Origin of the sequence: Marinobacter sp. LA51 (genome assembly GCF_030297175.1) — a bacterium.
Lineage (GTDB): Bacteria > Pseudomonadota > Gammaproteobacteria > Pseudomonadales > Oleiphilaceae > Marinobacter > Marinobacter apostichopi.
Genome location: NZ_AP028070.1, coordinates 1,656,234 through 1,678,014, shown reverse-complemented (window position 1 = coordinate 1,678,014; position 21,781 = coordinate 1,656,234). Strand labels below are relative to the sequence as shown.

Here is a 21,781-nt window from a genome sequence, read left to right as displayed (position 1 = left end):
TCTGTCTCCGTTCGGAAATCTCGTTCAGGGTTAACCAAAGAACTTTTCGCCAGTCTTGGCCATTTCACGCAGCTTCTCGGTCGGGTGATAAAGAGGACCAAGGTCTGCATACTTGTCTGCCAGCTCGACGAATGCGTCTACACCCATATCGTCGATATAGCGCAGGGCACCACCACGGAACGGCGGGAAGCCGATACCGAAGATCAGGCCCATATCCGCATCGGCCGGATCCTCAACGATGCCATCTTCCAGGCAGCGAACGGTTTCCAGGCACAGCGGGATCATCATCCGGGCAATGATGTCTTCATCATCAAAGTCCTTCTTACCCTGAACAACAGGCTCAAGCAGCTTGTAGACTTCTTCATCTACAACCTTCTTGGGCTTGCCCTTCTTGTCGGTTTCATACTTGTAGAAACCCTTGTCATTCTTCTGACCGTAGCGGTTGTTCTCGAACATTACGTCGATGGAGGACTTGTTTTCGTCCTTCATGCGGTCCGGGAAGCCTTCAGCCATAACTTCGTTGGCGTGCTTGGCGGTATCCATGCCGACTACGTCGAGCAGATACGCAGGACCCATCGGCCAGCCAAACTTCTCCATGACCTTGTCGACTTTCTGGAAGTCGGCGCCGTCACGGACCAGACCGGCAAAACCACCGAAGTACGGGAACAGTACCCGGTTAACCAGGAAGCCCGGGCAGTCGTTGACTACGATCGGAGTCTTGCCCATAGCCTTGGCGTAGGCAACAGTGGTCGCGATAGCGCGATCACTGGTCTTCTCGCCACGGATAACCTCAACCAGAGGCATCATGTGCACCGGGTTGAAGAAGTGCATGCCACAGAAGTTTTCCGGACGCTTCAGGTTCTTCGCCAGAAGGTCGATGGAAATAGTGGAGGTGTTGGACGTCAGGATTGTATCGTCGCGAACCGCATCTTCGGTTTCACGCAGTACAGCGTCTTTTACCTTCGGATTCTCAACAACAGCTTCAACAACCAGGTCTACGCTCTTGAAATCACCGTAGTTCAGGGTCGGCGTAATACTGTTGAGGACGTCCGCCATTTTGCTGGCGTCCATCTTGCCTTTGGCTACTCGCTTGGCCAGCAGCTTCTTGGCTTCTTCCAGTCCAAGCTTGATGCCGTCCTGGTTGATGTCTTTCATGACGATCGGGGTGCCCTTAAGCGCAGACTGGAAAGCTACGCCGCCACCCATGATGCCAGCGCCCAGCACGGCCGTCAGGTTGACGTCACTGGCTTCTTTTTCCCAAGCCTTGGCTTTCTTCTTCAGCTCCTGATCGTTCAGGAACAAACCAACCAGGCAGGCTGCCACGTTGGTCTTGGCCATCTTGGCAAAGCCCTTGGCTTCGACTTCAATGGCTTTGTCGCGGGTCAGACCAGCGTGCTTCTGCATCACCTTGATGGCTTCAACCGGCGCCGGGTAGTTCTTGCCGGCTTTGCCTGCAACGAAGGCTTTGGAGATCTCGAAGGCCATCATGCTTTCCATGGCGTTCAGCTTGATCTTGCCCTTCTTCTCTTCACGACGAGCCAGGTTATCCAGCTTGCCCTCGTTGCACTGGGTGATGATGCCAACAGCGGCCGCAACCAGCTTGTCGGATTCGACCACTGCATCAACTGCACCTACTTTCAGGGCAGCATCGGCACGGTTCTCGGTACCGCCACTAATCCACTCAACGGCATTATCAACACCGACCAGACGAGACAGGCGCACGGTACCGCCAAAGCCCGGGAAGATACCCAGCTTCACTTCCGGCAGACCAACCTTGGCCTTCTTGTCGATTACCCGGTAGTCGGTGGCCAGGCACATTTCAAAACCGCCACCCAGCGCCATGCCATTGATGGCGGTAACAGTCGGGAATGGCAGGTCTTCAACGGCGTTAAATACTTCGTTGGCCTTCAGGTTGTTGGCTACCAGATCCTCTTCCGAACCAGCAAACAGCTCGGTGAATTCGGTAATGTCGGCACCAACAATAAAGCTGTCTTTGGAACTGGTTACGACCAGACCCTTCAGATTCTTTTGCGCTTTAATTGCGTCAGTTGCGGCACCCAGTTCTTCGATAGTGAGACGGTTGAACTTGTTGACTGACTCGCCCTGCAAGTCGAAGTTCAACTGAGCGATCCCGCCTTCGATCTCTTTAACCGTGATGGCTTTACCTTCGTAAATCATCAACTGATCTCCAGTCTGTGTTAGGAACTGCTTCCAGCCATCTACACGCTGCGGTGCGATGACTGTTTGTGCAGCGAGATTTCGGTCACTGCCCGATCATTCGATCCAAAATTCATACAGTCGTTTGAATCGCGAGGGCACACGATGAAAAAAAAACGGGCGTTTGTCAATTTGTTTCTTGCGGCGGATCTGAAAAGTGAATGCTGACCACAGACTCCGGGGCGCTAACCCCCGGATTTGATACTTGTTTACAGTTACCGCCGTTGCAGCGGCCAAAACCGCTTGCTTGGCCAACGAAGTTACTTTAACTTCGACCTGCGACTTTAGTCCACAATAATAAAACAGCATTACGGAGACCCATCCGATGGAAGACACCCGCCTGAGAGTTCGCTCCCTGGTAGCCGCACTGATCCTGCTCGCTTTGACCTCTCTGGGTGCCCGCGCCCAGGAAACAGCGGGAGGGTTTCTGTCAGAACTGCACGAATTCCGCGTCAGCAACTACATGGCCCTGGACGCCTATTACCGGTTCAGCGGCAATGGCGACACTGACACCCTCAATGAGATCGTCATCGGCATCAATGCGGCCAACGATGCGATGAACACCATCATAAAAAGCACCACCGGCGTGCTCTCGACCGAACAGATAGAAGGCCTGAATCAGGAATTTGATCAATTCAAGGCGCTAATGCGCAGCAACATCAATGACGTTCGCAAGACCGGCTACCCTGACCTACGCCTGGTATCCGATATGGCCAACCAGGCACTTGCCATGAACAACATGGCAACTGACCTTTATCAGGCTGCCCAGGAAAGCGCTCAAACCGAAACCAACCCGAGGGTTGAAGCGGCCAGGTCAGCAGCCGTCAAGATGGCCCAGATGATGGCCAAGTACTCGGTGCGCACCAATTCCTCGGTCTCCCAGACCTTTCAGGGCTCTTCTACTGAAAAGCCATTGGACGAGCAGGCTCGGGAGTTCGACCAGTTGCTGGCTACCGTCATGCATGGTGACTCAGGTAGTGACCTGAAAAAGACCATGAGTGACATTTCGTCCAAGTGGGAATTCATTCGTGGCTCTTACATCAACTACAACGAAAAGAACGTCGGGTTCGTGATTGACCGATACTCAAAAGGCATTCTGAAAGGGCTGGCAACCACCATTACCCTGCTGCAAGGCAACGCCTAAGCCGCTCATCCTGAAGCTGGCAGACACCCAGTCCGCCAGCTTCCTGAATTTCCTACCCTTCATTGATGTGCATCAGTTACTAACTACACTGTTCGGATCAGAATAGAGCTACTATTCTGAAGTTATGCTCGGCATAAAGGAGTGATGCAATGTCCGCTTACAGCAAGGTGCTTGTTGCAATCGATCTGACCGAAGAGGCTCCGCAGGTCCTGAACAAGGCCAGGGCCGTCTGTGAGTCCCACGGCGCTGAGTTGCTGCTGATTCACGTGGTAGAACCGGTCGGCTACGCCTATGGCGGAGACATCCCTATGGATCTGACGGAATTGCAGGATCAGCTCGACAAGGCTGCCCACGATCAGCTTGCCGGCTACGGCGACCAGTACGACATATCAAAAGCTAATCAGGTGGTCACCGTTGGCCGTCCGGAATCGGAGATTCACCGCCTCGCCAAGGAACACGAAGTGGACCTGATCATCGTCGGCAGTCACGGCAGGAAGGGTTTCCAGCTCTTGCTGGGCTCTACCGCCAATGGGGTTTTGCACGGCACGGAATGCGACGTGTTGGCGGTAAGAATCAACTAGGACCCGGAGCTGAAGAAAAGCATCAGGGCCATCAAGCGGTGGCAGCGCACCGATCCAGTCAGTGTGGCTCGCCGCCCATCTTGGCTTCCAGTTTGCGGAGCTGACTTTCCAGAGAGAAGCTCACGCTGGAAGCCATTGAGAAGAAGTTCAGCAAAGCCTTCAGGTTGCTGTCGCCCTTACAAACCGAGTGAATTCGCTGCCATAACGCCTGGTTAACCAACTGCAAGCGCTGATTCCGCTCCACCAGACCCTTCAGCTCCCAATCCGGCTCCTCATGGTTTCGCGCGGCGAAGTATTGCTGCAACAGATAGTGAGACACGCTGCGGGTAATGAATTCGTCGGTATTGGCGAACGGCAGATGGTGCATTGCCATGGGCTTCAGTTCCGCGAGTACGGGGCAACCACTGGTCGCCATCTTCAGACCCAACAATGACCTGAGCGCCTCCTCGAGAGCAGTCTGCTTTACATAGGCGCGGCGTTCATCGGTCACGGTCACATCGACTTTCTGATAGGCATCATCGGCCTGGAATGCCTCCACAACGGGCAGGATTTCCGTTGCGGCCGGGCAATTCTCGGCATCGCTGGACCGCAACGGACAGTTGGAGCATTGGCAATGCTCCAATTTTACCCAGGACGGCTGCTTCGAAGCCGGGACTGCCGGCTGATCAGTTACCTTGAACTCAACCGTGCGCCCGCCCTGAAACCTGAAACTGTAATTTACATTCATTGATTCGCCTGTTCCTCCAACTCCATCCACCGCTCAATCACCTGCTCAAGACGGGACTCCTTGTCCGTCAATTCCTCAAGCGTGGCTGAGACATCGTTCGGTGGACCAGCGTAAAAGTCTGAATCTGCGATAGTAGTCTGCAGCCGGGCAATATCCTGCTCTAAGGCCTCGATTTTCCCCGGTAGTTCCTCGAGTTCAAGTTTAAGCTTGTAACTCAGCTTGACGGGTTTCGATTGTGTGGACTGGCCCACAGGTTTGGACGGTGACGTAGACACTTTGTCGTCGGCTCCGTTTTTTGAGCGCTTGTCCTGCTTGTCGGGTCGATTGCCGCCCGCCTCAGACGGAAAGCATCCACCCTGCCGACGCCAATCGCTGTAGCCACCGACATACTCGCGCACCTGCCCGGAGCCATCCAGGAAGACCGTTTCGGTCACGACGTTATCGAGGAACTCCCGGTCGTGACTGATCACGATAACGGTGCCCTTGAACTCCGCCAGCTGCTCTTCCAGCAACTCCAGCGTTTCTACGTCCAGATCGTTGGTAGGTTCGTCCAGAACCAGGATGTTGGCCGGTTTGCTGAACAGCTTGGCCAGGAGCAAGCGAGCCCGCTCGCCACCAGAAAATACCCGGACCGGAGACCGGGCACGCTCAGGCGTAAACAGGAACTCCTGTAAGTAGCCCAATACATGCTTGCTCTGGCCATTGATGTCGATGAACTCGCGCCCTTCCGACAAGTTGTCCAGAGCGTTCTTGCTCAAATCCAACTCACCACGCAGCTGATCGAAGTAAGCAACCTGGAGATTGGTGCCCAGTCGGATCGATCCCTCAGTGGCCTCAAGGTCTCCGAGTAACAGCCGCACCAGCGTGGTCTTGCCGGTACCGTTTTCGCCAACGAGACCGATCTTATCGCCGCGCAGGACAGTCAGGTTCATATCCCGGATGATATCGGCGCGGGCCTGATACCCAAACCCGGCATCCCGGGTTTCCACGACCAGTTTGCCAGAGCGCGCCGCATCTTCGACTGCAAAGGTTGCTGTGCCACCGCGGGTCCGGCGCTGACGGTGCTCCTCTCGCATCGCCTTCAGGGCACGCACCCGACCCATGTTGCGGGTGCGGCGCGCCTTGATACCCTGACGGATCCAGGCTTCTTCCTGCTTCAGGCGTTTGTCGAAGAGCGCATTCTGGCGCTCCTCTTCCTCGAGCGCCTTCTCTTTCAACTCGAGGTATTTGTCATACGTCGCTGAAAAACTGACAAGTTTGCCCCGATCCAACTCTACAATTCGGGTCGCCATACGGCGAATGAACGCCCGGTCGTGACTGACAAACAGCATCGCGCCCCGGAACTGGCCCAGCGCCTCTTCCAGCCAGGCAATGGCTGGTACGTCCAGGTGGTTGGTGGGCTCGTCCAGCAGCAGAATATCCGGCTCAGCGACCAAGGCTCTCGCCAGCAACACACGTCGCTGCCAGCCACCCGACAGGGTATCCAGCTGCCGGTCAGGGTCGATACCGTATTGACCCAAAATGGTGGTCACCTTCTGATCCAGGCGCCAGCCGTCCAGCGCCTCAAGGCGTTCCTGCACTTTCATCATGCGATCGAGACTGGCCTCGTCCGCCTGCTGGGAAAGGCGGTGGAATTCGGTCAGCAGTTCACCGGTCTCTGGGAATGCGCCGGCAACAACATCGTAGGCGGTGCGAGTGTCGTGTGTGGGCAAGTTCTGAGGCAGGACTGCCAGCACGGCGCCATCATCCAAACGAACGAGACCACCATCGGGAACCACTTCCCCGCTGACAATTTTCAAAAGCGTTGATTTGCCTTCGCCGTTCCGGCCGAGCAGACACACCCGTTCGCCGGCCTCCACGATCAGTGACGCCTGGTCAAGCAGTGGGTGCATCCCATAAGCCAGGGACAAGGCATCCAGTGTTAACAATGGCACGTTACGTATTACTCCGTTTTGATCGTGGTGATTGAATCGCCAACTTGAATTCGACCCGCCGAGTCGTGAACGGCGTTCATTCCAAAGATGACCCCGTCTTCAGTTCGTCGGTAGCCAGACAGGGTTTTAAGCGGTTGTGTTGCCGGGTCTTTTACCCCGAGATCAGGATCGACCGTGGTCATGACGCAACGAGAGCACGGTTTGACCAAACTGAGCCTGCAACCTCCAACATCAAGCTCACGCCAGTGATCTTCGTCCCAGGAGGCAGCGCCCTGAACGACCACATTGGGCCGGAACCGGCGCATTTCCACGGGCTCCTGCAAACGGCTGTTAAGCTCTTCCAGGGACGACAGATTGGTAACCAGAAGCGGGAATCCGTCGGCAAAACTGACTCGACGCCGATCCGTCACCCGCTCCGGGTCCACGCGCCGAAAGGAATCGTCAGGCATATAGACAAAACGCAGGGATCTGGAACAAAAGCGGCTCAGCGCTTCGCTGACATCGGGCTGCCCCAGCAGAGCTGATGTCCAGTCGCGCCAGACCAGCGTTGTGATGCGCTCATCAGTCGGCGTCAGCGTGAAACTGCCTTGCCCGGGAATGCCCAACTGCACCCGCCCTTCGACCAGCGTCACCTGGATATTGGCAAGCTCTGGATGAGAACGCTGGGTAACGAAGTGACCTTCTTCATCGACAATCATCCAGCGACGATCACCGGCAGGACCAAAATCATCCAGTTCAAGCTGATCCACACGGATTCCGGCCAGGGATTTCACCGGATACACCCAGAGAGAATGGACATTCATGCGGTGGCGCTCCCATCCTGTTTATTAATCGCCTTTGAGGCTGGCGATTATAACTGACCAGGCAGGGTAACGCCGAACTTGCTGAGGCCTGAAACGAAAAAACCCGGTTTCTTTCGAAACCGGGTTTTTAAAATCTGGAGCGGGAAACGAGATTCGAACTCGCGACCCCAACCTTGGCAAGGTTGTGCTCTACCAACTGAGCTATTCCCGCAATGCTGTTCGGTTCATGCCGACAACGGAGGCGTATTCTACGGATCAGAGCTTGGCCGTCAACCTCTTTTTCTCAAGTTTTTCGATGTTTTTTCTCTTCTGAGCCAACTCTGTTTATAGAGTAAACAACTTGCCCAAAAGCTGATCACTTAACCCTGTTCGCCGTGACCAGAATCGGTAACGGCAACAGCTCCACCGCCGCAATTGAGGTAGTTCGAGCCGTGGAGCCAGCCTTGATCGGGGTAAAACTTGAAGACCAGCTGGCCGCCCTTGAGATTATCCACCACCCGCTCGATCACCTGGTTATCAACCGCTGGGCAGCCATGACTGCGGCCGATCCTGCCGTACTTATTCACCCACGACTCATTCACATAGTCCGCGCCATGAATCACGATTGCTCGACGTCGGGCGTGATCATTGATGCCCGGCTCCAGTCCATCCAAGCGTAGCGAGTACCCGTGCTTGCCGTAATAGGATTCGCTGCCGCGAAACAAACCGATGCTGGATTGATAACTCCCTTCCACATTGGAAAAGGCTGTGGACTCGAAGTTACCGGAATTCTTTCCATGGGCGACAAGATCCCGAAGCACCAGCTCACCCTGCTCCAGATCAAAGATCCACAGGCGTTCACGACTGGATGGCAGTGAAAAGTCGATCACAGCCAGACGTTGTGGCATTTCTACACCAGAGAACACCGCACAGCGGGAGGCATTGAACGCGGATTCAAGCACGACAGGATCAAGCTCCGGCGCCGCATTGGACATCCGATGTAGCAAATCATCGTCCAGGGAAGCGCCCTGCGAAAAAGACGGAATCAATATGGAAACAGCCAAAAGAAGCCCGGAACGCAAAAAACGCCCTGAAGTAAACATCCGAATTCTTCCCCAAATACTTACGGGCACGCGATGCGCATACCCACGCCAAAAGAGTCGCGCATTCTATCAAGCTATTCCGGCTAGCGGGTCACAATGTACATTTTTCATACAAACCGAAAAAAGGCCGGACATCATTGACCAAATGTTCTACCCCCGGCCAGATACTCTTTTTCGGGATCGCTGGATGTTCGTCCCAATGCCTTATTCCGATGGGGAAAGCGCGAGAACCGCTCAATAATCGCCTTGTGGTCTCGGGCGGACTGCGCAAAACTCTGCAGGAAGTCTCCCAACAGTCCCGGCGTGGAGGCGGCCAGCTGCTCATAACAGTCCACCGAGGTTCGTTGGTCCTCAAGACGCTCTGAGTGTTGCAGGGGCATGTAGAGGAAGGCCCGCTGGAGGGGTGGCAGCGCCATGTCCTGGCCTTTGGCCATTGCCTGCCGGCAGAGCTTTCGAGCCTGGACGTCCTGATCAAAGGCCATGCCGGCGCCACGGAAGATATTCCGTGAAAACTGATCCAGCAGAAGAATCTCGGCCAGCATACCGCCTGGCTCACTCCGCCAATGGTCCAGCCCCTGCTCTGAGGCAAACAGTACCATCGACATAAAACGCCGACGGATTTCCTGATCGAACTTGCGGTCGGCTCTAAACCATCGGTTTCGGTGTGCCCGATCGGACAGGCCATCGGCATCCAGTTCGCCAAACCAGAAATCCAGAATCTCTTTCCAATCGAACATAAAGCAACACCCTGCTATTTTTAACGTTTGTGAACCGGCTGTTAAAGCCACAGCGCGGGTTTACGATCACCACCCCAGAACTGATGACTCAGGAGCACAGATGAGCAATCGCATTATTCTGTTAGCACACGGCAGTAGTGACAAGCGCTGGTGCGAGACATTTGAGAACCTCGCCACCCCTACCCTTACCGCCGTCGCCGACTCGCGCATTGCCTACATGGAGCTGGCCGAACCTTCACTGGACGATATCGTGGCAGAAGGCGTTAAGGACGGAGTGCATCAGTTTACGATTGTCCCCCTGTTCCTGGCAGCGGGCCGACACCTGCGAAAAGACGTGCCGGCTATGATCAAAGGGCTCGAGGAAACACACGGAGTCGCTATAGAGCTAGCACCGCCAATCGGCGAAAATCCGCAACTTGGTGAAGCCATTAAAGATGTCGTTATGCATCAGCTAAGCGGCATGAAAGGCTGATTTCCAGCGCGGCAGGTGACCCTGGTCACCAGAAGCCCTTTTAGGGGTGAAGAGCAAGGAGCACAAAAGCCATGAAAAAACGCATTCTTGTTACCGGCGGCACCGGCTTTATTGGCAAAGTCCTGTGCCCCGAATTGCTGAATCGCGGCTACGAATTGACCGTACTCAGCCGTCAGAACCCAGACGATGTCCTAGCTGCCTGCGGGCGGGTAGAAACCACGCAGGACCTGAAGCAGCTTCGATCCCACCCCGGCTACGACGCTGTTATTAATCTCGCAGGAGAAGGCATTGCTGATAAGCGCTGGTCGGATAAACGCAAGCAGGAGCTTAGAGACAGCCGTATCGGCATCACCGAAACGCTGGTCGATGTAATCAGAAGCTGGGAGACGCCGCCTCAAGTGATGGTTTCAGGATCGGCGGTAGGCTTCTATGGCAATCAAGCCGACTCTGAGGTCACAGAACAGACCCACCCCCATGATGAGTTCACTCATCAGCTCTGTCGGGACTGGGAAAATGCTGCCCTGGCGCTGGAGCGGGATAATGTCCGGGTGTGCCTGTCCAGAACCGGCGTTGTGGCCGGGCCAGGCGGCGGCTTTCTGGCGCGGATGGTGACGCCCTTCAAGCTGGGACTGGGCGGCCGGCTCGGAGACGGCCGCCAGTACATGCCTTGGGTGCACCGGGATGACGTAGTCGGAGCACTTATATGGATGCTGGAACAGGACGACGCCTCGGGCCCCTACAATGTGGTCAGCCCGAACCCGGTAACGAATGCCGAATTCACTCGATGCCTGGGCAAAGCTGTTCGGCGACCAACCCTGTTTCCTGCTCCAGCCCCCGTTCTCAGAATTGCCTTGGGAGAAATGGCGGGACTGTTGCTGACGGGACAAAAGGCCAAACCGGCTCGACTAACCGCACAGGGTTATAATTTTCGGTTTCCTGAACTTCAGGCGGCGCTGGAGGATTCGGTGCGCCAATGAGCCCGAAAAAGGGAATGGCTAAATTAATTCATTTTTTTTGGGAAAATCGTTGACACACCCCGGAGCCTTATTTAATATACGCGCCACCTCGACGAGGCAAGCTTTTGAAAACGTTGCGTCCCCTTCGTCTAGTGGCCTAGGACTCCGCCCTTTCACGGCGGCAACAGGGGTTCGAACCCCCTAGGGGACGCCATTTCTTCTTGCCAGTATCCGCCTATATAGGCGGTTTGTCTGCGGACGATTTCCCTCCCCCGTTTTGACCGTGCAGTTTCTGGTCTCTCATTACGAATACCCCGACCCCCACGAAAAACCCTAGCATCATCAATACCGTTACAACCCCCGCGATTACGATAGCGTCTACGTACATCTGCCCCTCCGGCTTTACAATTGCGACTTTAGCGCTCAAATTACGCGACAGCAGCACAGCCGACATTGACTCAGATCAAATGCGCGTACTTAGTGGCCCTCCAAATTTACTGATCAGGCACACGTTTCTCTCTATTTTTCCAACGTTTGCACGACAGTTGAAACAAACTACTGCTATAGTCGAACAGGTAGCGGCTCGCACGCACCTATAAACCAGACCGGGTGGCAGAAGTTTACGGCATGCCAAAATTGTCGACGCGTCTTCAACGATTCCGAAAAGGCTCTCCCCTGTCCTTCAGGCTGCTGGCCTGGATACTCCTATTCAGCTCGGCGTTCACCCTGATTGCCTCCGGTATCCAGATCTACACCGACTACAGGAAAGACCTGTCCCAGATCGACAACCGTATGGACGTTGTCGAAGCCGGCTATTCTTCCAGCCTTGCCAGAAGCCTGTGGGCACTGGACCAAAAACTTCTGCAGACTCAAATGGAAGGTATCCTTAGCCTGCCTGACATTGCTCATCTGCGACTGCGCATTGAGCCAGATTCCGAACTGGTCATGGGCGATATTCCACGTGGCGCACAAACCCGGTCTCACAGCTTCAGGCTCGTTCACATGGGGGACGAGATGTTCGAGCTCGGAGAACTGACCGTCACCGCTAATCTGGAGCGGGTTTATGAGGAAATGGAACACAAGGTTGGCATCATCCTGACCACCCAATTCCTGAAAACCTTTTTTGTCTCCATCCTGATCATCTGGATCTTTCAGCACTTCGTCACCCGCCACCTTTCAACCATGGCCGATTACGCCCGGGACTTCTCCCTGTCTAACCTTTCCCGGCCACTGGAGCTTGATCGTCCCCGAACACCCTCCAATGAGAGAGATGAGCTCGGTCGCGTTACCGATGCCATCAATCAGATGCGGGAGCGCCTGAACGATGACGTAGTCCGCCAAGAGCGGGATGCCGCCGAAATTCGCAAGTTTTCCAAAGCTATTGAACAGAGCCCTTCCTCGGTTCTTATCTGCGATCGGCAATGGCGGGTCGAGTTTGCCAACCAGAAATTCACCCAACTGACCGGCTACAGTGCCTCCTCAATTATTGGCAAACACCCGGGCGCACTCAGTGAAAATGACCTGGAGAACCGTGAAAGCCGGCACCTGTGGCAATCCATCCGGCTTCAGGTTCAACGGGTCGGTGTCTGGCAGGGTGAGGTCAACAGTATTCGCAAGAATGGCGAGCGATTCTGGGAGCAGCTCATCGTTACCCCCATCAAAGACAGCGGTAGCGACACCACCGGCTACCTGATTCTGGGCGAAGACATCAGTATTCGAAAGCGTTACGAGCAGCAACTGCTGCGCCAGGCCAATTACGACATCCTGACGGGACTGCCTAATCGAATGCTGGCGCTGGACCGTCTCAAGCTTGCTTTGGCCCAAGCTCGACGCGAAAACACCCAGGTCGGGGTGATGTTTCTGGATCTCGACAACTTCAAACACATCAATGACACCCTGGGTCATGATGCCGGCGACAACCTGCTGGTTGAGGCGGCCCGGCGCATTTCCAGCTGCCTGCGCGGTACCAGTACCGTAGCCCGACTGGGCGGTGACGAATTCCTGGTGATTCTGCCTGGCCTGACCGGGCCCGATGCCTCCTCTCAGGTCGCCGATCGCATTCTGAAAACCTTTTCGCCACCGTACATCCTGAATGGACAGGAGGTATTCATCACCACCAGTATCGGTATCGCCGTGTTCCCGGTCGATTCCGACAACAGCGGCACCCTGCTCCAGCACGCCGACGCCGCGATGTACCAGGCCAAACACAAGGGTAAGAGTGCCTACGCTCATTTCACCCCGGAAATGACTGAGGTTTCCCACGAACGTCTGCAAATGGAGTCGCGCCTGCGCCGGGCGATGGAGCTCAAGGAGCTTGAACTCTATTACCAACCCATTGTTCATACCGATTCCGGCAACCTGGTTGCGGTCGAGGCGCTGCTGCGCTGGCACAATCCCACCATGGGCATGGTAATGCCAGACCGCTTTATTCCGCTCGCCGAGGAAACCGGCCTGATTATCCCCATCGGCGAATGGGTGCTGGAAGAGGCCTGCAAGGCCGCGGTTGAATGGAAAGAGATTGCCGGAAGGAACATCGGCATTTCGGTGAACGTTTCTCCTCGACAGTTCAGGGACCCACGCTTTACCGACGCGGTCATGCAGGCACTTGATAACAGCGGCCTTGAAGCAGAACAGCTCGAACTTGAAATCACAGAGCGACTGATTCTGGACAATTCCATCGAAACGTCCGAAATCCTGCGCCTGCTTGACCGGGAGGGCATTCGCCTGTCCGTTGACGACTTTGGTACCGGGTATTCGGCACTCAGCTACCTGAAGAGTTATCCCTTCGACACCCTGAAAATCGATAAATCCTTTGTGCAAGATGTAATGAAGGAGCCGGAAGACGCGTCGCTGGTTCGGGCCATTATAAACATGGCCCATAGCCTGGGGCTGCGTGTGATTGCCGAGGGCGTTGAAGAAGAGTGCCAGACCCACTTCCTGAAAGCCGAAGGGTGTGATTTCTCCCAAGGCTATTTTTATAGCCGCCCGCTGCCCGCCACGGAATTTGAAGCCTGGCTCAAGACCAACCAACGCGTGCAGATCTGATCGATCAAGGCCCCTCGAACCATGGATGCCAACCTACTCGTCATCAATTGCGGTAGTTCATCGCTGAAACTGGCCGTTTTTGACGACCAACACCGCAAGCGGGCCTCCGCCCTCGCCGAACGCCTGAACAGCAGTGATGCCTTTGCCCGGATCGCCGGTAGCGAGCAGCCAGTGCCATTGCCAACCGGCGCTTCCCACGAAATTGCCCTCAGCACTCTGATCAGGGTCTTGAAGGACCAGGCCATTATAGCGAACGATCCATTCGCCATTGGCCACCGGGTTGTCCATGGTGGGGAAACCTTTCGTGAGGCAGCCCTGCTCAATGACGAAACCATCGCCGCTATCGAGTACTGCGCCAGCCTGGCACCCTTGCACAACCCGGTGAACCTCGATGGAATCTCGGCAACCCGACGTCTGTTTCCCAGCGTTCCGCAAGTTGCGGTCTTTGATACCGCCTTTCACCAAACCCTGCCGCCTAGAGCATTTATGTATGCCCTGCCCGAGTCTTACTACCGCGACTGGGCCGTCAGGCGGTATGGATTTCACGGCACCAGCCATTACTTCATGGCCCACGAAGCAGCCCGGCTGCTGGGAAGAACACCGGCAACTACATCCATCATCTCGGCCCATCTTGGTAACGGCTGCAGCATCACCGCAATTCGCGATGGCATCAGTGTCGATACCAGCATGGGATTAACGCCACTGGAAGGCCTGGTGATGGGCACTCGTAGCGGTGACGTGGATCCCGGTCTGTTCGACTTCCTTGCCGGCAAAGGAATTTCCGCCGAAGAACTGAACGAAGTACTGAACAAACAAAGCGGTTTGTTGGGGCTCTCCGGCCAGACTAACGACATGCGCTCCCTCTGCGATCTTGCCGACCGTGGACATGAGCCCTCGGCACTGGCCATCGAGATCTTTTGCTTTCGGCTGGCCAAGTACATTGGCGCTATGATGGCCTCACTTACCTCCCTCGATGCCCTGGTCTTTACCGGCGGAATCGGTGAAAACAGTTCCAGAGTCCGGCAACAGACTCTCAGCCATCTCCCATTAATGGGATTCCAGATCGACAAAGAACTGAATGAAGCCCATGGGGCACATAATCAGGGTCATATCGAGAGCGGCGATTCCCGCTTTCCCGTTCTGGTCATCCCCACTGATGAAGAACTGGTGATCGCCACGGAGACGTCACGGCTTGCCACTAGCGGCTCGGTTTAACCCTTTCAATTCCAGGAATCTGTTATGGCAAAAAGTCTGTTTATCGCTCCGACGTCCCTGGACTCCGGCCTGACCTCGGTCTGCCTGGGTCTGCTGCGAGCGCTGGAACGGGTTGGCGTCAGTGTCGGCTTCTACAAGCCGTTCCTACAATCCGTCCATCAGGGTGAGGCGCTGCACAACAACGGCAGGGATACCTCCGTCGAATTTGTTCGTGCCCGCAGTCACCTCCAGCCACCCGACCCACTGTCTCTCAAAGAGGCCCAGCACCTTCTGAATCGCGGCAAGTCCGACCTGTTGATGGAAACCATCGTGGGCGAGTATCAGAAAGTTGCACAGGATGTAGATGTGGTCATCATTGAGGGCCTGGTTCCTGATCGAACGGAAGCCTATATCGCCCGACTGAATGTCGAAGTCGCTCGCAATCTCGGCTCCGAAGTCATTCTCGTCAGTTCACCTAAGAGCAGCCGCCCCGCTGCTTTGGATGACGAGCTCGACTTCTCCGCGCGGCTGTTTGCCGATCCGTCCGACCCGGACGTAATTGGCGTGATCCTGAACAAGGTTGGCGAACCGGAACGGGACGGCCTGTCAGGGCTCTCGCTCCAGCGCCGCACTGAAGAAGAGGCATCGCCCACCCATTACCGAAGCCAATGTAAGGTATTCAGCGATAACCGATTCCAGTTACTCGCAGAAATTCCGTGGCAGCCGGAGTTGCTGGCACCTCGAGTCTCAGATCTTGCGCGCGAACTGGACATCCAAATTCTGAACGAAGGTCAGATGCACAAGCGTCGGGTGCAATCGGTTTCGGTGGTCGCCCGGTCGATCAGGAACATGGCCGACACTCTAAAGCCCGGCACACTGTTGGTCACCCCTGGCGATCGGGAGGATATCGTGGTCACCACCGCTGTGGCGGCCCTGAACGGCGTGCCCCTTGCCGGCCTGATGCTAACCGGCGGTCTGCTGCCTGATTCTCGCGTTATTGATTTGTGCCGCCGCGCCCTCGATACCGGATTGCCGGTGATGGCCTCAGACACCAACACCTATGAAACCGCCCATATGCTGGCGAACCTTTCCTCTGCGATCCCGGTGGACGATCCCGAACGCATCGACAGAGCCATGGAAGCCGTCGCCACACAAATCGATACCGACTGGCTTCAGGATCACCTGAAGGTGCAACGCCAGCGCCGGCTTTCGCCCCCGGCCTTCCGCTACCAGCTGTCCGAACGCTCAAGAGCGGCCGACAAGCGAATCGTTTTGCCGGAAGGCAACGAGCCCCGGACCGTGCAGGCTGCCATAATTTGCCATCAGCGGGGTCTGGCTCGCTGTGTACTGTTGGGCAATCCAAATGAAATCAGAAACGTGGCGAGCTCACAGGGATTGAAACTGCCCGACGACATCGAGGTGATCGATCCGGCCACTGTGCGGGACGACTACATCGCACCCATGGTGGAGCTGCGAAAACATAAGGGACTGGCACCGGATATGGCCCAGGCCATGCTGGAAGATCATGTGGTGCTGGGTACCATGATGGTGGCCCAGGACGAAGCGGATGGGCTGGTTTCAGGGGCGGTTCATACCACGGCCAATACGGTAAGGCCGGCCCTGCAACTGATCAAGACCCACGATCACGCCCGGGTGGTGTCGTCGGTCTTCTTCATGTTGTTGCCGGAGCAGGTCGTGGTGTACGGCGATTGCGCCATCAATCCGGATCCCAATGCCGAGGAACTAGCGGACATTGCCATTCAGAGCGCAGAGTCCGCCGAGGCCTTTGGCATCGAGCCGGTGGTTGCGATGATCAGCTACAGTACCGGCGAATCCGGCACCGGACAGGATGTGGAGAAGGTACGTGAGGCAACGAAGATAGCCCAGCAGCGTCGACCGGACTTACTCATCGACGGCCCCCTGCAATACGACGCAGCGGCGATTGAGAGCGTGGCAAAAAGCAAGGCGCCAGACAGCAAGGTGGCAGGTAAAGCAACGGTATTTGTATTCCCTGACCTTAACACCGGCAACACCACCTATAAGGCGGTTCAGCGCAGTGCCAATGTTGTCAGTATCGGGCCAATGCTCCAAGGCCTGAGAAAACCCGTCAATGACCTCTCCCGGGGTGCGCTGGTGGAAGACATTGTCTTCACCATTGCCCTGACCGCGGTCCAGGCCAAACAGGTCGAGGACGCCAAGGGGGGCTGATCCCAGCCCCCAGTCATTCAGCGTTTGAGACTTTTCTGGCGCGTCTTCTTGATCCGCCGACCCTTCTTCAGATCATTGTCCTGCTTTACCTTTTGCCGCGGCGTGAGGCGATCCACCTTACCGGCAAATGGGTTTTCGCCCGACTTGAATTCGAAGCGGATGGGCGAGCCCGTCACCTTCAGGACTTTGCGGAACGTATTTTCGAGATAGCGCTTGTAGGAGCCCGGCAACGCATCCACCTGGTTGCCATGGACCACGATAACCGGTGGGTTGGAACCACCCTGGTGGGCGAAACGAAGCTTGATCCGGCGCCCATGAACCATCGGTGGCTGGTGCTGCGCAATGGCGTCCTGGAGGATCGCGGTCAGGCGGTTGGTGGGCCACTTGGCCATGGCGGATTCATAACAGTCCTGCACCGAATCGTACATAACCCCGACACCGGAGCCGTGCAGCGCCGAAATGTAATGCTTGTCGGCGTAGTCCAGGAAGTCGAGCCGGCGCCGTACCTGTTCCTTGACCTTGGCCCGGTCGTCAGGATCCATGCCGTCCCACTTGTTTACGGCAACCACCAGCGATCGGCCAGCATCGAGAACAAAGCCAATCAGGTGCAAATCCTGATCAACCAGCCCTTCCCTCGCGTCAATCACCAGAATAACCACGTGGGCGTCATCAATGGCCTGCAGGGTCTTGATGATGGAGAACTTCTCGACGGTTTCCCGAACGTTCTTCCGGCGACGAACGCCGGCGGTATCGATCAAGGTGTATTCGTGCCCCTGGCGTTCGTAAGGGATGTAGACACTGTCGCGGGTGGTACCCGGCATGTCGTAGACCACGACCCGATCTTCGCCCAGCATCCGGTTAACCAGCGTGGATTTTCCCACGTTTGGACGTCCGACCACGCCAATCCGAATACCTGGGTACCTGTCCGCGCGATCGGCCGCTTCACGCTCTTCTTCTGACGGCAGCAACAACTCCAGCATCGACCGGATACCCCGGTTATGGGAGGCCGCAATCAGGAAGGTAGATTCGTAGCCCAGACTGTAGAAATCCGCAGCAGCAATATCAGGGTCTTGGCCGTCAGTTTTATTGACGACCAGGTGCGCCTGCTTGCCAGAGCGGCGCAGGTGGTTGGCAATGGTCTCATCGCCGCCGGTCAAACCGGCACGGCCATCGACCAGGAAGAGAACAATGTCAGCTTCTTCCACGGCCTGCATCGACTGCCGCGCCATTTCCGCATCGAGCCCTTCTTCGTCGCCGGTCAGACCACCGGTATCAATAACAATGAAGCGCTGACCCTCATAGTTACCCTCACCATACTTGCGATCGCGGGTAAGGCCGGGGAAATCCGCGACCAGTGCATCCCGGGACCGGGTCATTTGGTTGAAAAGCGTCGACTTGCCTACGTTTGGGCGGCCGACAAGGGCAATAACTGGGGTCATAATAGATCGCTACAAAAAAAGGAAAACAGCCCGGCGGCGTCGCCAGGCTGGAGAAATTCACTCAACGGCACGGAGTTCAAACACCGTCATATCACCGCTGTTACCAAAGACCAGCAGATTACCATTGCGCAAGCGTTGTGCAGGTACGCGTATACCCTCATCATCGTATTCAAGCTGTCCCTGCAGGCTGCCATCCGTGCTGTCCAGAATGTGCAGATAGCCCTCGAAGTCGCCGGTGACCAGGTACTCATCCACTACCATGGGCTGGGTCAGCTGACGCCAGGCCAGACGATCCTGTACCCAAAGTTCACGGCGATCAGAACCACGAAGGGCTGCGATTTCGCCATTGGCCGAGGCCAGATAGATGTTGCCGTCGCCGATCATCGGCGAATACAGGCTGGAGGCTTTACGACTCCAGATTTCCTGGCCTGTGCGGATATCCACCAGGGCCAGTTTGCCCTGATAACCCACCACCAGAATGGCTGAATCAATTACCAGCGGCTGGCCAGTGATATCGACCAGGCGCTCCAGTTCGGTTCGGCCCTGGGGTTCTCCAACTTCGTACTGCCACAACGGTTGACCGGCCTCGGCACTGAGTGCCACCAGCTTGCCGTTGGCGAACGATGCAATCACCACATCGCCTCCAACCAGCGGAGCTGCGGCAGCGCGCATGGAAAGCACCGGCACGACACCGTCGTACTGCCAGACTTTTTCCCCGTTGTTCGCATCAAAGGCGAGCACCCGACCGTCGGTGGTCTGGGCAACGACCAGCCGTCCATTGGACTGCGGAGTAGCCAGAACTTCCGTCGGCAGTGAAACTCGCCACAGCTCTGATCCGTCTTCGCGGGACAGCGCCAGCAGCTCGGCCTCTCGAGTGGTCAGGTACAGACTGTCGTTATCGCCGCCAACTCCGGCGAAGATACGGTCTTCCAACTCAGCATGCCAAAGCACCTTACCGTTCTCGGACTTTACCGCATAGACTTCGCCATCAGCGGAGGCGGCGTAGAGAATGTCGCCCGTATTCAGAGGCGTAAGGTAAAGAAACTCATCGTCATGACCGTCACCGACGGACATGCTCCAAACCTGATCAAACTCGACGGAGCTCTCAATTTCCGGCACCGGAGCCGGCTGCTCGAAGGTATCCGTGGTGCTGCAGCCGGCCAACCCGAAAACGGTCAGCATGCCGGTCGCGAGGAGCGCGCGAACACACCTGGTGCGAGACATCCGCATCAGGCATCCTCCCCTACACCAAGATCAGACAGTTTCAGCTCAAGGATGCCACTGCGGCCCTGCTGACTCTGCTCTCGTGCGGCCAGATAGGCGTCACGGGCACCGTCTCGATCACCCTGCGCCAGCAAAATATCGCCACGGAGTTCCGAGAAGATGGCGTTGAAACTGTCGGCATCGGCCGCCTCATCAATGGTGGCCAGCGCTTCGTCATACTGACCGGCATCAAACTGGGCGCGGGCCAAACGGCTGCGCACAACCAGAGTCAGAGCCTGCTGTTCGCCACTTTTCTCGAGAGCCCATTCAAGCGACTCGACGGCGGCTTCAGATTCTCCGTCCATCAGCTGCTGACGGGCCAGGAGCAGGTTGCCATAGACCGCGTAAGCGCTATCGGCGTAGTCGTTACGAAGAGTCTGGGCGACAAAGGCCACGGTTTCACCGCTGTTTTCGTCGGCCTGATCGCTGAAGGCATTCAAGAGGTTGGCGAACTGGTTAGCGGCTTCGGTGCGCTGTTGGGCTTCATGGTTCTGCCAGGCCTGCCAGCCGAACACGATTGCCAGCGCAGCGCCGATACCGATCAGCAGTGAACTACCATTCTTTTTCCACCAGTCCTTAATTGCCTGGACCTGTTCCTCTTCGGTGCGCAGTTCAGCCATGATGACTCCTGTAGTCGAATTCGTTGCTATTTTTGGTAAACGTCAGTATTTGAGAACGGCCGCCAGTGACGAGGCCACCTCATCCCGCGCCAGATCCTGCTGGAGTTCGTCCGAACGCAAGGGTTTAAGCCCTACGCGACCGTTGGCCACTTCATTTTCGCCGAGGATGATGGCATAGCGAGCGCCGCTTTTGTCAGCCTTTTTCATTTGGCTCTTGAAGCTGCCGCCGCCGCAGTGGGAAACCACCACCGCATTCGGCAGTTCAGCGCGCAGTTCTTCAGCCAATGCCAGCGCCGACGCGAGGGCGCCGTCTCCCATTGCGGTGACGTAGACGTCCGCATTGTTGTTCACATGCTCGGGAATCAGCTCGAGCGTCTCGAGCAGCAGAATAAGGCGCTCAAGCCCCATAGCGAAGCCAACGGCACGGGTAGGTTTTCCACCGAGCTGTTCCACGAGGCCGTCGTAACGGCCACCGGCACAGACCGTGCCCTGGGCACCGAGGCTGTCAGTGATCCACTCGAAGACAGTCTTGCCGTAATAGTCCAGACCACGAACCAGTGCAGGATTGATGGTGTACTCGATCCCTGCTGCGTCCAGCAGTTCGCGCAAACGGTCGAAGTGAGCGCGGGATTCGTCGTCCAGGTACTGATCAAGATTCGGAGCATTTTCCAGAATGCTGCGTGTTGCCGGGTCCTTGCTGTCGAGGATCCGCAACGGATTTGACTCCAGGCGACGCTGACTGTCGGCGTCCAGGTCGGCCTTGTACTGGCTAAGGTACTCCACCAGGGCCTGTCGGTAGACCTTGCGGGCCTCTGACGTGCCAATGGAGTTGATTTCAAGGCGGGTATGCTCAGCCAAACCCAGCTCACGCCAGAGGCGCGCTGTCAGTATCAGCAGCTCGGCGTCGATATCCGGTCCGGCCATGCCGAAACACTCGACACCAATCTGGTGGAATTGACGATAACGCCCCTTCTGCGGACGTTCGTGCCGGAACATCGGGCCGGTGTACCAGAGTCGACGCGTCTGGTTGAACAGAAGCCCGTGCTCTTCGGCTGCTCGCACACAGCCGGCCGTGCCCTCAGGGCGCAGAGTCAGGCTGTCGCCGTTGCGATCGTCGAAGGTGTACATTTCCTTTTCAACGATGTCGGTTACTTCGCCGATGGAGCGCTTGAACAGATCCGTCTGCTCGACGATGGGCATACGGATTTCCTGATACCCATACTGGGCAAGAACCTTTCTTACTTTGCCCTCAACAAACTGCCAAACGGGCGTCTGCTCCGGCAGGATATCGTTCATCCCGCGAATTGCCTGAATCTTAGCCAAGTTAAACCCTTAAACGTATGTCTGGATGATGGTGCT

At 56.4% G+C, this 21,781-nt stretch carries 18 protein-coding genes and 2 tRNA genes; 8 read left to right on the top strand and 12 right to left on the bottom strand.

Annotated elements, in window-relative coordinates; translation table 11 throughout:
• Positions 1 to 30: 30 nt before the first annotated feature.
• Positions 31 to 2,178, bottom strand: a complete 2,148-nt coding sequence (gene fadB / locus QUE89_RS07780; protein ID WP_286222629.1) for a fatty acid oxidation complex subunit alpha FadB — start codon at positions 2,176 to 2,178, stop codon at positions 31 to 33.
• Positions 2,179 to 2,542: 364 nt separating this feature from the next.
• Here fadB and QUE89_RS07775 point away from each other — a divergent pair, with 364 nt between their 5' ends.
• Entirely contained in the window at positions 2,543 to 3,361 is an 819-nt protein-coding gene (locus tag QUE89_RS07775) for a hypothetical protein (protein WP_286222628.1), read from the top strand.
• 149 nt (positions 3,362 to 3,510) lie between these two features.
• On the top strand, positions 3,511 to 3,942 hold the full coding sequence (locus QUE89_RS07770; protein ID WP_286222627.1) for a universal stress protein: 432 nt from the start codon (positions 3,511 to 3,513) through the stop codon (positions 3,940 to 3,942).
• Between the two features lie 58 nt (positions 3,943 to 4,000).
• On the opposite strand, the gene QUE89_RS07765 is transcribed toward QUE89_RS07770, so the two are convergent.
• From QUE89_RS07765 to QUE89_RS07740, 6 genes are all read right to left on the bottom strand, one after another.
• Positions 4,001 to 4,669, bottom strand: a complete 669-nt coding sequence (locus QUE89_RS07765; RefSeq protein ID WP_286222626.1) for a DUF6901 family protein — start codon at positions 4,667 to 4,669, stop codon at positions 4,001 to 4,003.
• Complete coding sequence (locus tag QUE89_RS07760; protein WP_286222625.1) at positions 4,666 to 6,603, bottom strand: ATP-binding cassette domain-containing protein; 1,938 nt, start codon at positions 6,601 to 6,603, stop codon at positions 4,666 to 4,668. Before QUE89_RS07760 ends, QUE89_RS07765 begins: the two co-directional genes overlap by 4 nt.
• An 8-nt stretch (positions 6,604 to 6,611) precedes the next feature.
• On the bottom strand, positions 6,612 to 7,406 hold the full coding sequence (locus tag QUE89_RS07755) for an MOSC domain-containing protein (RefSeq protein WP_286222624.1): 795 nt from the start codon (positions 7,404 to 7,406) through the stop codon (positions 6,612 to 6,614).
• Between the two features lie 135 nt (positions 7,407 to 7,541).
• Positions 7,542 to 7,617, bottom strand: a tRNA-Gly gene (locus QUE89_RS07750).
• 148 nt (positions 7,618 to 7,765) lie between these two features.
• Entirely contained in the window at positions 7,766 to 8,488 is a 723-nt protein-coding gene (locus QUE89_RS07745) for a murein L,D-transpeptidase catalytic domain family protein (RefSeq protein ID WP_286222844.1), read from the bottom strand.
• Positions 8,489 to 8,622: 134 nt separating this feature from the next.
• A complete protein-coding gene (locus tag QUE89_RS07740; RefSeq protein WP_286222623.1) occupies positions 8,623 to 9,225 on the bottom strand; it encodes a DUF924 family protein in 603 nt (200 codons plus the stop codon).
• A 100-nt stretch (positions 9,226 to 9,325) separates the two neighbouring features.
• Here QUE89_RS07740 and QUE89_RS07735 point away from each other — a divergent pair, with 100 nt between their 5' ends.
• The 3 genes from QUE89_RS07735 to QUE89_RS07725 all read left to right on the top strand — a co-directional run bounded on the left by QUE89_RS07735 (position 9,326) and on the right by QUE89_RS07725 (position 10,867).
• Entirely contained in the window at positions 9,326 to 9,697 is a 372-nt protein-coding gene (locus QUE89_RS07735) for a sirohydrochlorin chelatase (protein ID WP_286222622.1), read from the top strand.
• Positions 9,698 to 9,768: 71 nt separating this feature from the next.
• Positions 9,769 to 10,674 (top strand): TIGR01777 family oxidoreductase, encoded by a 906-nt coding sequence (locus tag QUE89_RS07730; protein ID WP_286222621.1) that lies wholly within the window; start codon positions 9,769 to 9,771, stop codon positions 10,672 to 10,674.
• Positions 10,675 to 10,791: 117 nt separating this feature from the next.
• Positions 10,792 to 10,867, top strand: a tRNA-Glu gene (locus QUE89_RS07725).
• 21 nt (positions 10,868 to 10,888) lie between these two features.
• Here QUE89_RS07725 and QUE89_RS07720 read toward each other — a convergent pair.
• Positions 10,889 to 10,996 (bottom strand): hypothetical protein, encoded by a 108-nt coding sequence (locus QUE89_RS07720; protein WP_286222843.1) that lies wholly within the window; start codon positions 10,994 to 10,996, stop codon positions 10,889 to 10,891.
• A gap of 284 nt (positions 10,997 to 11,280) precedes the next feature.
• Here QUE89_RS07720 and QUE89_RS07715 point away from each other — a divergent pair, with 284 nt between their 5' ends.
• From QUE89_RS07715 to pta, 3 genes are read left to right on the top strand one after another with little or no spacing between them, the layout of a single operon-like run.
• On the top strand, positions 11,281 to 13,698 hold the full coding sequence (locus tag QUE89_RS07715) for a bifunctional diguanylate cyclase/phosphodiesterase (RefSeq protein ID WP_286222620.1): 2,418 nt from the start codon (positions 11,281 to 11,283) through the stop codon (positions 13,696 to 13,698).
• A gap of 21 nt (positions 13,699 to 13,719) precedes the next feature.
• Complete coding sequence (locus QUE89_RS07710; RefSeq protein WP_286222619.1) at positions 13,720 to 14,913, top strand: acetate kinase; 1,194 nt, start codon at positions 13,720 to 13,722, stop codon at positions 14,911 to 14,913.
• Between the two features lie 24 nt (positions 14,914 to 14,937).
• A complete protein-coding gene (gene pta / locus QUE89_RS07705; RefSeq protein WP_286222618.1) occupies positions 14,938 to 17,100 on the top strand; it encodes a phosphate acetyltransferase in 2,163 nt (720 codons plus the stop codon).
• 17 nt (positions 17,101 to 17,117) lie between these two features.
• On the opposite strand, the gene der is transcribed toward pta, so the two are convergent.
• Genes der through hisS form a run of 4 tightly spaced genes read right to left on the bottom strand, consistent with a single transcriptional unit; the run spans position 17,118 to position 21,718 of the window.
• Positions 17,118 to 18,539: a ribosome biogenesis GTPase Der gene (gene der, locus QUE89_RS07700; protein ID WP_286222617.1), complete on the bottom strand. Its 1,422-nt coding sequence runs from the start codon at positions 18,537 to 18,539 to the stop codon at positions 17,118 to 17,120.
• Between the two features lie 57 nt (positions 18,540 to 18,596).
• The gene (gene bamB / locus QUE89_RS07695) at positions 18,597 to 19,763 is read right to left on the bottom strand and encodes an outer membrane protein assembly factor BamB (protein WP_286222616.1); all 1,167 of its coding nucleotides are present in this window, start codon (positions 19,761 to 19,763) and stop codon (positions 18,597 to 18,599) included.
• A 5-nt stretch (positions 19,764 to 19,768) separates the two neighbouring features.
• Positions 19,769 to 20,422, bottom strand: coding sequence for a YfgM family protein (locus QUE89_RS07690; RefSeq protein WP_286222615.1), 654 nt, complete (start codon positions 20,420 to 20,422; stop codon positions 19,769 to 19,771).
• A gap of 42 nt (positions 20,423 to 20,464) precedes the next feature.
• On the bottom strand, positions 20,465 to 21,718 hold the full coding sequence (gene hisS, locus QUE89_RS07685; protein ID WP_434784103.1) for a histidine--tRNA ligase: 1,254 nt from the start codon (positions 21,716 to 21,718) through the stop codon (positions 20,465 to 20,467).
• Positions 21,719 to 21,781 lie beyond the last annotated feature (63 nt).